Origin of the sequence: Pseudomonas tritici, assembly GCF_014268275.3 — a bacterium.
Classification (GTDB): Bacteria; Pseudomonadota; Gammaproteobacteria; order Pseudomonadales; family Pseudomonadaceae; genus Aquipseudomonas; species Aquipseudomonas tritici.
The window spans coordinates 915,183-927,885 of record NZ_CP077084.1 but is presented as its reverse complement, the minus strand read 5'-3'; the positions used below and the strand labels follow the sequence as shown (position 1 = coordinate 927,885).

General features: G+C 61.1%; 10 protein-coding genes. 9 read left to right on the top strand and 1 reads right to left on the bottom strand.

Going from position 1 to position 12,703, the window contains the following annotated elements; translation table 11 throughout:
* The first annotated feature begins 18 nt into the window (after nt 1–18).
* From HU722_RS03920 to HU722_RS03880, 9 genes are all read left to right on the top strand, one after another.
* Nucleotides 19–1,224: a bifunctional cobalt-precorrin-7 (C(5))-methyltransferase/cobalt-precorrin-6B (C(15))-methyltransferase gene (locus HU722_RS03920; protein ID WP_065889058.1), complete on the top strand. Its 1,206-nt coding sequence runs from the start codon at nt 19–21 to the stop codon at nt 1,222–1,224.
* The gene (locus HU722_RS03915) at nt 1,221–1,946 is read left to right on the top strand and encodes a cobalt-precorrin-6A reductase (RefSeq protein ID WP_065874301.1); all 726 of its coding nucleotides are present in this window, start codon (nt 1,221–1,223) and stop codon (nt 1,944–1,946) included. Before HU722_RS03920 ends, HU722_RS03915 begins: the two co-directional genes overlap by 4 nt.
* A 56-nt stretch (nt 1,947–2,002) precedes the next feature.
* A complete protein-coding gene (locus HU722_RS03910; RefSeq protein WP_058423566.1) occupies nt 2,003–2,335 on the top strand; it encodes a type II toxin-antitoxin system RelE/ParE family toxin in 333 nt (110 codons plus the stop codon).
* 5 nt (nt 2,336–2,340) lie between these two features.
* Nucleotides 2,341–2,664, top strand: a complete 324-nt coding sequence (locus HU722_RS03905; RefSeq protein WP_049710234.1) for a helix-turn-helix domain-containing transcriptional regulator — start codon at nt 2,341–2,343, stop codon at nt 2,662–2,664.
* A 416-nt stretch (nt 2,665–3,080) separates the two neighbouring features.
* Nucleotides 3,081–3,476: a DUF2946 domain-containing protein gene (locus HU722_RS03900; protein ID WP_065874302.1), complete on the top strand. Its 396-nt coding sequence runs from the start codon at nt 3,081–3,083 to the stop codon at nt 3,474–3,476.
* A gap of 47 nt (nt 3,477–3,523) precedes the next feature.
* Nucleotides 3,524–4,006 (top strand): copper chaperone PCu(A)C, encoded by a 483-nt coding sequence (locus HU722_RS03895; protein WP_049710236.1) that lies wholly within the window; start codon nt 3,524–3,526, stop codon nt 4,004–4,006.
* An 11-nt stretch (nt 4,007–4,017) separates the two neighbouring features.
* Complete coding sequence (locus HU722_RS03890; protein ID WP_065879928.1) at nt 4,018–4,407, top strand: DUF2946 domain-containing protein; 390 nt, start codon at nt 4,018–4,020, stop codon at nt 4,405–4,407.
* Nucleotides 4,408–4,500: 93 nt separating this feature from the next.
* Nucleotides 4,501–6,570, top strand: coding sequence for a TonB-dependent copper receptor (locus HU722_RS03885; RefSeq protein WP_065889061.1), 2,070 nt, complete (start codon nt 4,501–4,503; stop codon nt 6,568–6,570).
* A 115-nt stretch (nt 6,571–6,685) separates the two neighbouring features.
* A complete protein-coding gene (locus HU722_RS03880) occupies nt 6,686–8,068 on the top strand; it encodes a PepSY-associated TM helix domain-containing protein (RefSeq protein ID WP_065889063.1) in 1,383 nt (460 codons plus the stop codon).
* An 18-nt stretch (nt 8,069–8,086) separates the two neighbouring features.
* Here HU722_RS03880 and HU722_RS03875 read toward each other — a convergent pair whose 3' ends face one another.
* A complete protein-coding gene (locus tag HU722_RS03875; RefSeq protein WP_065889068.1) occupies nt 8,087–12,694 on the bottom strand; it encodes a DUF4329 domain-containing protein in 4,608 nt (1,535 codons plus the stop codon).
* Between the last annotated feature and the right edge of the window lie 9 nt (nt 12,695–12,703).

The window sequence follows — 12,703 nt, the reverse complement described above, 5'->3', positions numbered from 1 at the left end:
GTCGTTCAAGGAATTCATATGTCGCCCTGGCTGACGGTTGTAGGCATCGGTGAAGACGGCTTCAAGGGGCTGGGCAGGAATGCCCGGCATGCCCTGTTGCGCGCCTCGCGGATTATAGGGGGTCAGCGTCAGTTGGACCTGTTGCCGGTGTGTATTCGTGGCGAGCGCCAGGTGTGGCCGAGCCCGTTTTCGCTGGAGCCGGTGCTGGCGCGGCGCGGGGAGCCGGTGTGTGTGCTGGCGAGTGGCGATCCGATGTTCTATGGCGTGGGGGCGAGTTTGGCGCGACAGGTGGCGGTGGATGAGTTGCTGATATTGCCGGCGCCTTCGTCGGTGTCCCTGGCGGCGGCGCGGCTGGGCTGGCCGTTGCAGGAGGTGGTGACGTTATCCGTGGTGGCGCGGCCGTTGGCGGCGCTGAATGCGCATCTGGCCAGTGGTGTGCGATTGTTGGTGTTGAGTAATGACGGTCGCAGCCCTGCGTTGATTGCCTCGTTGCTGGCTGAGTCCGGGTTCGGGCCGAGCCGGTTGAGCGTGTTTGAACACTTGGGCGGCACGGATGAGCGGCGTCTCGACGGGCTGGCGCAGGCGTGGGAACACAGCTTGGTCGCTGATTTGAATCTGGTCGCCATCGACTGCCTGGCCGACGCGAATACTGCGCGCCTGTCGCGCCTCGCCGGCCTGCCGGATTCGGCGTTCAAACATGACGGCCAACTGACCAAACGCGACGTGCGCGCCATGACCCTCGCCCGCCTCGCCCCGATGCCCGGCGAACTGCTGTGGGATGTGGGCGCGGGCAGCGGCTCCATTGGGATTGAATGGATGCGCGCTCATCCGAGCTGCCGTGCAGTGGCGATTGAAGGCGATGCGGGCCGCCAAGGCCTGATCGAACACAACCGCGACGCCCTTGGCGTGCCTGGCTTGCAACTGGTTCGCGGCAAGGCGCCCGATGCGCTTCTCGGCCTGGAAGCACCGGACGCGATCTTCATCGGCGGCGGCGTTACTCGCGAAGGCGTGCTCGACACCTGCTGGCAACACCTGCGGCCTGGGGGGCGATTGGTCGCCAACGCAGTGACCCTGCAAAGTGAAATGACCCTGACGGCTTGGCGCGCGCAGCACGGCGGCGAACTGACGCGCATCCATGTGGCTCAGGCTCAGCCGCTGGGGGAATTCGATACCTGGCGCCAGGCGTTGCCGATCACCTTGCTGGAAGTGGTCAAGCCGCTATGAAGCGCATCCTGCTGCTGGGCGGCGTGACTGAAGCGCTGGCTATCGCACGGACCTTGGGGCCGGAGCATATCTACAGCTTGGCCGGCGTTGGCCGCGTGCCTACTGATCTGACCTGCCAAGTGCGGGTCGGCGGTTACGGTGGCGCTGAGGGTTTGGCGCAGTTTGTTCGGGATGAGGCGATTAGCTTGATTCTCGATGCGACTCATCCGTATGCGGCGCAGATCAGCCGCAATGCCGCCGAGGCTGCGCAGTTAAGCCATGTGCCGTGCTGGGCGTTACGCCGACCGGCATGGCAGCCGCAGGCGGGGGATGATTGGCGCGAGGTGGGTGATTGGACCTCGTTGATCGAAGCGCTCAAACCCTTCAAACGCCCATTGTTCACGCTGGGGCGTGAGCCGTTGCAGCATCTCGACGAAATCCCGCCGGAGCAGTTCTGGACGTTGCGTGCGCTGGATGTGTATCCGGGGAATGAGCGGTGTGAAGTGATCGGCGCACGCGGACCGTTTCTGATTGAAGACGAACGGGCGCTATTTGAAAGACGGCAGATCGATGTGTTGATCAGCAAGAACAGCGGCAGCAGCGCAACCGAGCCGAAGTTGGAGGTGGCGCGGGAGCGCGGAGTACCGGTGTTGGTGTTGAAGCGGCCCGTGTTGGCTCAAGTAGATCGGGAACTCTTGTCGCCTGATGAAACACTCATCGCGTTGGCAAATTTCATTCGGTAAGTCAGGATCGCTCGCTTGCTTGATTAGTAACCTATTTGTTACCTTCAGGACGGCTAATGATTGAGATTGAAGAATACCGACGCGATAACCAGTCCAGCCCGTTCGATGAGTGGTTTTCATCCTTGAGTGTGCCGGCAGCCACCAGAGTTTCCACCGCTTTGGTTCGACTTGAAATGGGCAACACCAGCAACATCAAGTGGTTCGATGGGTTGGGCGAATACCGCATCGACTGGGGACCAGGCCTGCGAATCTATCTGATACAAGAAGCCCACCGACTAATCATCCTTTTCGGTGGTGGCGACAAGTCCAGTCAAAAGCGCGATATCAAAGTCGTGAAGTCGCTGATCAATGAACATCAGCGTGACAAGAAATTGAAACAACAGAGGTAACCGACATGGCGCTCACCCGCAGCTACAAACACACCATCGCCGAACGTGCTCAGCGCGACCCTGAATTTGCCCAGGCTCTCCTTGATGAGGCTGCTACGTTGTTTCTAAATGGTGAGCCGGAAGTTTCACGTGTCATTCTGCGTGATCTGGTCAACGCCACAGTAGGCTTTGAAGGCCTTGCGAAAGAAACGGCCAAACCGAGTAAAAGCCTGCACCGAATGCTGTCGGCCAGTGGCAATCCAAGCATGGATAACCTCGCGGCAATTTTTGCGGTGATTAGAAAAGCCCTGGGTGTTGATATGCAGGTCCACGGAGTTCCCACTGCATAATTTGCGGCCCTACGTCACCCATTGTGTCGACGCTGTCGACACAATGTAGTGAGCGGGCTTGTCCCGCGCTGGGCTGCGAAGCGGCCCCAATAAGGCCACCGCGCTTTTCAGGTAACACGCGATGCCAGGTTTTAGGGCCGCTTCGCAGCCCAGCGCGGGACAAGCCCGCTCACTACAAATTGCTCTTAAGCCATTAAAAAATGCGCAGATCCCGATGCCATCGCAGGCAAGCAAGCTCCCACAGGTTTGCGCAGCACCTTGAGCATCGCGCCCAATCTGCAAAAATTGGCAATCCGTGGTTCCCGTCTATCCTGTAACCAGTCACTGCGACACCAAACCACACCCACCCTTTTTACTTATCCCCACCGATCAGGCTAAATACCCCCCTGATCGTTTAACCCTACGGATTGTGCGCCATGGCCCGTCAACGCTTTGCAATCGCCTGGATCGCCTGCCTTGCAGTGCTGTTCAACGCCTTTGCCATGCCGATGGCCAGTGCGATGCAGCAAGCCGATGATCCGGTCAAGAGACTGCTCTGGGGCAGTTTCTGTTCCTCCAATGGCGCCAGCCTGAAGACCATTGCCCTGGGCACGCTGGAAATTCCGGCGCCACAACAGGACGATCACTCCACCATGCAGCATTGCTGGTGTTGCTCAGGCTCGGCGCCGTTGGTGGCGTTGCCGGGGCATGTGCCGCAGTTGTATGTCACGCGGTTCGAGGCGGTGCAAAACCTGCCGCAGCCCCCACTGCAAAACCCTACCCCGCGCCAGCAATGGCCGAGCCTCAACCCCCGTGCCTCTCCAACGGTCTGATCTTCTTCGCAAGTGAACTGCGTTTAGAACCGTTCTGGAGAACTGCCATGCTCAAATCTTCCCTGCTTCTGGCTGCGTTGTTGCTGCCGGTGTTCAGTGCTGCCAATGCCGATGACTACAAGGCCGGCGACCTGTTGGTCAGCGATCCCTGGTCCCAGGAATTGCCGCCCAACGCGCCGACTGTTGCGGCGTACTTCGTGATTCATAACACCGGTGCTACCCCGGACCGTCTGCTCAGCGTCGAGACGCCAGTGGCCGACAAGGCCGAGCTGCATGAGCATGTGATGCAGGGCGACCTGATGAAGATGCAGCAGGTGCCCAGCGTCGCCGTACCTGCAAAAGGCGAGCTGACCTTTGCGCCGATGGCGTATCACGTGATGCTGCTCGGCCTCAAAGACCGCAGCCTGTTGGCCGACGGCAAGCAATTCCCGCTGACCCTCACCTTCGAAAAGGCCGGCAAGGTCGAGGTGGAAGTGTCGGTGCAGAAGGTGCCGCCAATGGCCACACACGAGCATAAACACGCCCAATAGGCAGACTCCAGATGGGCGCCCCTCGCGCCAGGCTGTCTCCACGCCACCGCGTAATGCGCGGCAGTTGGATCAGCCTGTTCGCCATGCTGATGATCTTTATCGGTCCGCTGATTTCCCAAGCGATGCCGATGGATCATCACGCCGGCATGTCGATGGAAATGCCGATGGACCATGGCGATTCCCATCACAAAAAGGCCGCTGACGAACACCACGCCCTCTGGTCCAAGTGCGGCTATTGCGACCTGCTCTACAGCTGCCCCGCCCTGCCTGGCGGCATTTCAACGTTCAACCTAAACAGCCCGGCACCTGCCAACGCCCTCACCGCCGCCACGCGCCTGGGCCACGCCCGGCAGAGCATCTTCCCCGGCGCCCGCAGTCGCGCGCCGCCCATCGCTTCGTAAGCACTTCACACCGTTACTTCACCCCGGCCGACTTTAGACAGACAGCCGCAGGCTGCTGGCCGTGTTGTTTACGATTGATTGATGGAATTTGTCATGTCCAGGTTTTCTGCTGACACCCGCTTGGGAAGCACTCCTGTGTTCGCCGTTCTATGCGGCGCACTCCTGGCTCCACAGGCGTATGCCGATGAGCACGCTGAGCACGAGCTCACCCCCACCGTGATCACCGCGATCGCCCCCAGCTCGCCGCTGACCGTGGTCACCAACCCCAAGGACCCGCGTCAACCGGTGCCCGCCAGTGACGGCGGTGACTACCTCAAGACCATCCCGGGCTTTGCGCTGGTGCGCAACGGCGGCACCAACGGCGACCCGGTGCTGCGCGGGATGTTCGGCTCACGCCTGAATATCCTCACCAATGGCAGCATGATGCTCGGCGCCTGCCCCGGCCGTATGGATGCGCCGACCTCGTACATCTCGCCGGAAACCTACGACAAGCTCACCGTGATCAAAGGCCCGCAAACCGTGCTCTGGGGCCCCGGCGCATCCGCTGGCACCGTGTTGTTCGAGCGCGAGCCGGAGCAGTTCGGCGAGTTGGGCACGCGCCTCAACGCCAGTGTGCTGGCCGGTTCCAACGGACGCTTCGACAAGGTCATCGATGCCGCCGCCGGTGGGCCGCTGGGCTATGTACGGGTAATTGGCAACCAGGCGCATGCCGATGACTACAAGGACGGCAACAACGACACCGTCGCCTCGCGCTACGACAAGTGGAACGGTGATGTAGCCGTCGGTTTCACCCCCGACGCCGACACCCTGCTGGAACTCACCGCCGGCCGTGGCGATGGCGAGGCACGCTACGCCGGGCGCGGTATGGACGGCTCGCAGTTCCTGCGTGAAAGCCTGGGGCTGCGCTTCGAAACGTCCAACATCGGCGACGTGCTGGATAAGGTCGAGGCCCAGGTCTACTACAACTACGCCGACCACGTGATGGACAACTACAGCCTGCGCACGCCCTCCGGCACCGGCATGATGGCTGGGCCGATGGCCTCCAACGTCGACCGCCGTACCCTCGGTGCACGGATCAAGGCCACTTGGCGCTGGGCCGATGTGCAACTGATCAGCGGCCTGGACGCGCAGACCAACGAACACCGCCAGCGCAGCAGCATGGGCATCGACACTTACAAGGATTTGCCCCGGGTCAAGGACGCCAATTTCCACAACTATGGCGTGTTCGGCGAACTCACCTGGTACGCCGCCGACCGTGACCGCCTGATCACAGGCGCACGCCTGGATCGCGCCTCGGCCAAGGACTTCAGGCAAACCACCGGTTCCGGCATGAGCGCCCGCGCCAACCCAACCGCCGATGACACCCGCGCCGATACCCTGCCGTCCGGCTTTATGCGCTATGAACACGACCTGGCCGACAGCCCTACCACCCTCTACGCGGGCCTGGGCCACTCGGAGCGTTTCCCGGATTACTGGGAGCTGTTTTCCCCCAACACCGGCGCGGCGGGTACGGTGAATGCCTTTGACGGCGTAAAGCCAGAGAAAACCACCCAGCTCGACTTCGGCGCGCAATACAAAGCCGAGGCGCTTGAAGCCTGGGCCTCGGGCTACATCGGCCGGGTGCAGGACTTCATCCTGTTCGACTACAGGCCAGGGATGATGGGCACCACCTCCCAGGCGCGCAACGTCGACGCCCGCATCATGGGCGGTGAACTGGGCGCGGCGTACAAACTGACGCGCCATTGGAAGGCCGACGCCACCCTCGCCTACGCCTGGGGCAAGAACAGCAGCGACGGCAAGGCGCTGCCGCAAATGCCGCCGTTGGACGCACGCCTGGGCCTCACCTACAGCGAGGACAACTGGAGTGCCGGCGCCCTGTGGCGCGTGGTCGCCGCGCAAAACCGCATCGATCAAAACAAGGGCAACGTAGTCGGCAAGGACTTCGACAAGAGCGGCGGCTTCGGCGTGTTCTCGTTGAACGCGGCGTACCGCATCAACAAAAACTTCAAAGTCAGCACCGGCGTCGACAACCTGTTTGGCAAGGCCTACGCCGAGCACTTGAACCTGGCCGGCAATGCCGGGTTCGGCTACCCGGCCAATGACCCGCAGGCCATCAAGGAGCCCGGTCGCACCCTCTGGACCAAGGTGGACATGAGCTTCTAAAAGCATCGCAGGCAAGCCTGCTCCCACAGGCGAAATGCATCCACCTGTGGGAGCGGGCTGGCCCGCGATAGCGGCATACCTGACGACAAAAATTAAAGCCTTTGCGGAGCACCTGATGACCACTCAAAAAATTTCCTTCTACAACCTGGCCTGGCGCTGGCACTTCTACGCCGGCCTCTTCGTCGCGCCGTTCATGGTGCTGCTGGCCCTCACCGGCATCATCTACCTGTTCAAACCCCAGCTCGACCCGCTGATGTACGGCAACCTGCTCACCGTACCCGCCGCCGAACACGCCCTGAGCGCCGACGAACAACTGCAACGCGCCAAGGCCGCTTACCCTCAGGGCGCCATCAGCAAATACCTGCCGCCGGCCAACGCCACCAGCAGCGCGCAGTTCGTGATGCATAACGGCGGCCACGAAGTAACGATCTTCGTCGACCCGTATCGCGGCACCGTGCTCGGTGAGCAGGACGCCAAATACAACCTGCAAGCCATCGCCCGCGCGCTGCACGGTGAGCTGATGATCGGTACCGTCGGCGACCGCCTGGTGGAACTCGCCGCCGGTTGGGGCGTGATGCTGGTGGTGTCGGGCCTGTACCTGTGGTGGCCGCGCGGCAAGTCTTCGGCAGGCGTTTTGTGGCCGCGGTTCAGCAGTCGTGGCCGGGTGTTCTGGCGCGACATGCATGCGGTCACCGGCTTCTGGGGCGCGTCACTGTTGCTGGTGATGCTGCTCAGCGGCATGACCTGGACCGGCTTCTGGGGCAAGCAATACGCCGACCTGTGGAACAGGTTCCCGGCGGCCATGTGGAACAACGTGCCGCAGTCCGACCAGCAGGCGCGAGCACTCAATACCGCAACGCAACAGACCGTGCCCTGGGCCATGGAAAACACCCCTATGCCCATGTCCGGCGACCACGCGGAGCACATGAACCACGGCGCGATGCACTCCGCGCCGGCCGCGCCCACCTTGCGCCTGCAACAGGTGGTCGACCTGGCCACCGCGCGCAAGGTCGAGCCCGGCTACAGCATCACCTTCCCCACCACCGCCGAAGGCGTGTTCACCGTTGCGGTGTTCGCCAACGACCCGCGCAACGACGCCACCCTGCATGTGGACCAGTACACCGGCAAGGTGCTCGCCGATGTGCGCTGGGAGCACTACAACCTGGTCGCCCGCGCCACCGAAACCGGCGTGATGCTGCACGAAGGCAAGATGTTCGGCCCGATCAACCAGATCATCGTGTTGCTGATCTGCCTGATGATCCTGCTCAGTGCCGTCAGCGGTGTAGTGATCTGGTGGAAGCGCCGGCCACAGGGCGGCCTGGGGGTTCCGCCGTTACGCCATGACCTGCCGAGATGGAAAACCGCGATGGTGATCATGCTCGGGCTGGCGATCATTTTTCCGCTGGTGGGTGCATCGCTGATCGTCGTGTGGGCGCTGGATCGCCTGGTGCTGTCACGCTTTTTTGGCCAGCATCAATCGGTCTCAGGTTCACGATGAAGCGCACAAACGCCGTCATCAAAGCTCATCTTTTTGATGGCCATACCAGGGCTCGCCTACATCCGGATCTATCGCGGCCCATTCATCACCCAACGGCCCACGTTTTCTCCAGAACGTATCAGTGACCAGCACCGACAGGCTGCCCAGTTGCCTCAAACGACTGACCAGCGCACTCGGGGAAGGCGCTGGCCGGGCACTGAGTATCGTCGACTCGGCCGCCGTCAGCGCCGGTATGTACTTGAGCAGGGCACCATGCTGGCAGGACAGGTAAATACGCTCGGCGTCGGGCTGGTTACTCAGCACCACAGACAGGTAGCGGTTCAGTACGTCGCTGGAGATAAAATTAGGTAACAGGACGAGGTCAAGCGGCTTGAGATTGGGCTTCGACGGGATGGACTTGTAGAAGGCATGCACCGCCGCAACTTTGTAATTGCGCAGCACATTCTCAGCCGGTACGTCGAACCCGGCATGCCCCATCCAGAACAGCAACTCCAGCGTACTGTTACCAAAACCGGGGCTGTCCTCCACGGGATCGATCGCGACAAACCCGGTCATTTTCGGAGGCATCAGCACCGCGCCTAGGTACGTTTTACCGGCAAAGGGCGCGATCAATCGCTGAGCGTAACGGGCTGCGTCATCGGCATAAAAAAACAACGGCCCGCAAAATGAATGGAAATGGGGGTCGGCAGTGAACGAATGCGGCGGCCGCTTGGGCCACCATAGCGTCGTGACCTGCTCCTTGCGCCCCCATATTTCACTGGTGACCCGGATGCGCAAATCCCCCATGGCTGCCAGCCGGCGCACATAGTCGAGTACGGTTAACGAGCCCTCGCGCAGTCGCGCCGAATCGTGGCTCACATTGCTTGCCCATTCGGACACGGGCGCGCTCTTGGGCACGGTATACCAAAGCAGTGCACGGTCAGCGCATAGCAGGTACAGCGGCAATGCCTCGCCGTTGCGTGGCGTCGTCATGAATGACAACGCTTTGGAGATGGCCGGCGGCGCAAAGAAGTGCTGGGCCATTTCATCGTCAGCGGCAGCGATGGTTTCGGTCGACGCGCACAAGTACAAACCCGCCAACACATAGCCTTGGGGTAGTTGGCCCTTGACAAAGACCGGTTTCAAATCGTCATAACGGTCTCTGACAAGCGGCAGGGTCGTCATGTACAGCTCCTTGCCAAACGCCTTGAGCACATAACCGACGGCAACCTGAGCCTGTGCGTTCCAATTACGGTAGACATGCCGAACCGCATCGAGTGCGCGGGTAAAGATCGGGCCGCACGGTGAGTCGGCTTCAGCATCGCGCACCTCCAATGGGCCAGCGCGGTACTGATTCGGCACAAACCCGATTTGTATCCGTCTGGGACTGCCCCACACTGCATTGCCTTCCACCACACGCAAATTGCCGGCCCGTGCCACTTGATCGATAAATGCCTGCGGTAGCAGTGCTCCACTGCGCAGTTGTCGTTCGATGGGGTTATCACTCAAGTCGCCAGCGCCAGGGGTTGTAGCGACCAACTTGTTTCTCAACAGCGCTTCCTCGACATCGCCCGTCAACTGATAACTGAGGATCGTGCCATTTGGCCCGAACACATACTGGCGTTTAACGTGCGCTTCACGGGTCAGCAGCCTGCCCAAAACCGCCGTGGGGATCATGCTTTGATAAAGGACTTTTTGAGAAGCCGACAACAGTATCTGCACCTCCTGTTCCATCCGGGACTGGTAGAAAGCCGCAAGGGTCGCGCCCCCTGGATAGAGGCCAGTCGCAATCACGGGGTCAGGGTAGATCCACTCCAGTGTTGGGCCTTGAGCCGGGACCAGCAACGGTTCAGTTGCCACAAACAGGCCATTGGTCAGCCTGAGGATGACGCCACCGTAGGTCCGGCGCTGCCTGCTGCCGACCGCAACCGCGGCATGGCGTGCCGCATCATCCGGTGAGGCAAACGCCGGGCTCAGGCGTCGAGGCGTCAGCGTTTCATAGCCACTCCACGTCGGCTTGACCTGCCCGCTCCTATCCCAGAGCTGACTGCCGCGCACCACGTAAAGCATGCCCTTGGCGATCCATTCCTGAACAAACTCCAACGCCGTTTTCTTGCCGGACTCCAACTGCGTGCTTGCGATCCCCAGCACGTTGTCCGCCAGGCCTCCGGCTTTCACGTCGATCAATGATGGCTGATAGCGCAAAAGCGCACCGTCAAGGTTGGAAAAGTAAACCGGCAGACTCTGCGCTCTACCGCGCAGGCCTTCGGTCAACGCGACCAGCAACACTTCCGGCGTAACAAAATACTGCGTCAACCACGCATTCGCCCCCTTCAGCCACGGCGGCGACCAATGCTGCGACCGGAACAAGGCGTGCATCTCATAGCCCTCGGGCAATATCGGTTCATTACGTAGGTTGCGAGCGAACAAGCGATTGAACTCAAACAGCGCACCTGCGTTGACGGCGCCCACCGCTTCGGTCGCAATGTACTGCGGCAGGTCTTTATGCTTAAGGATGTACGCATAGCAGGCCGGCTCGGGAACTGTGCGTTCCTGCAAACGCGCATGCAGGTTACGCGCAGCATCATCGCCACTGGAGAACACCGCACTATAGAGGACGTAATCGAGTGGTCCGAACCTGGGTGCATAGGTGAAGTTAGGCGACCAATCACTGTAGACAACCCCACGTGGGCCCCACAACGTGTTGCCCTGGATGATTTTGAACTCCCCTGCAACCGCCAGTCGCCGCACCCAATCAGCCGGCCTGATCACACCGCGATCGAGTCGCCGCCCGAGTCGGTTCTCCCCGGCCGGAGGGCCAATATTGGCCAGCAGCAACTGTTCCTGAGGCGAATTGGTCGGCGCGTACTCCAACAAACAATCCTGCGCCCCGGACAGGTAGGCCACCCGTTCATCCGAGATGATCGAGTACATCTCGTCATCGGAAAACACTTGCAGGTTGATCAGCGCTTCTTCCTGCGTCCAGCCACGTTGCATGACCCAGTTCGGATGGACCATCGACAGCGCCGTATGCGAGCCGTAGCGTGCGTGCAGCTCATAATCCTCCATCGGGATCAGCGCCCCTTGGTCACCCACGGGAAAAAACAGCGTGGACGAAAACGGATGTCCCATGCTTTGCAGGGGCGGCGTGACCACGAAACGGCCGTCTGCCCCCTTGAGCACATACCCGCCGTAATAGAGGCTGCGTCGGCTGCCGATTTGTTCATGGGCGTGCAGAGCCGCATCACGAGCGCTGAGAAACGAGCGCCCAAAGGCCTGCGGATACTTCGGGGCCAACAGCGGCGAGTGCGTATCCACGCGCCCAACATCACGCCATAAGTTACCCGCCTGCACCACCCACAGCTCAGTGGCTTGGATCACCCTGCGTAAATAGTTGCGCGGTGTCAGCGTACCGGCGACCAGTGCAGCCTGGGCGCCGTTGTCACTGATTAGGCCGTCGCTATCTGGCTTGAACAGCTCGGTGACCAGTGCTGTCGACGGCACCTTGAGCTTGAGCAACGCGTCGTCATGGGCACGCATGTAGAGGTCAAGACCGCGGCTGGGGTTTTGCAGGGCCAGCGTACTTTGCCCCTGACGAATAGCGGCCACCACTTGTGCAGGAGAAAAGAACGCGCTGGCCAGCCAGCGCTCTTTCGCCGCCACGGCATCCTTCTCGTACCAGTCTTTGAAGTAAATGGCCTCCAGACGATACTGGGCAGGCAACACCAACACGCCGCCAGGCCCCTTTGGAAACAATGCATCCAGCGCAAACAAAGGCTCACGCTTGGGCGACGCGATGGTCGCGATAAAACGGTCTTCGCTGATGTGCTTGAGCACAACGCCAACGCGCGGCTCCGTAGGCTGTGCCGACGGTGAAGAGAGCGCTGCCGCCAGCGCCAACGGCGCCTGGGCAAAGACGGCAGTGAACAGTGGCTGCTCGGTCAGCGCTGACGACGAAAAAGGTTCGAATACCACCCAATCGGCCGGTACTCGGCCAACGGAGCCGCCCCACAACGCGGTGGGCACAATCAAGCTCAAGGAGCCGAACGTGGCTATTTTTTTGACGAACTCATCAAACCCGCCATACACCCCCACCGGGCTATTGGGCGGCTTCCCAGCCTGCACCCACAAGGCAAAACTGAATTCTGCCGGCGTACCGGAGGGGGTATGGCGGATCAGCGAGCCATCCGGCCCGGACAAGTAGGACGATGGGAAAAAGTCGCGATCATGCACATCCCGGTAAAAGTCCGTGCTAGACAAAAAACCCAGAAACGCTTTGGCCATGCGCTCATCAAAACTGGCGTTTCTTTGGAGAATCAACTCATGCTGCGCAGGGTGTGAGTGGTAGCTGGCGACACAGGTATAGCCCGCTGGCTGAAGATAGTAGCCATCGGCGCTGATGCCCAATACCGCGCGCAGATCAAACTGCATACCCGCCCCCGCCACCGGCTGGGTCGCGAAATAGTCACCGGCGGAACTGCGCACAATCACCCCACCGTACTCGACATCGCGCCGGTCGCCGATTGCCTGGTGTGCCCAGTAGGCGGCGTCCGCTTCATTCACAAACGCAGGGCTCAGCGGCGGCAGCTTGGCCGCCCCCCGGTTCGAACTCGCAGCGCGTTCTTCACGTGACAATCTGATAGCCATTTCAACTCC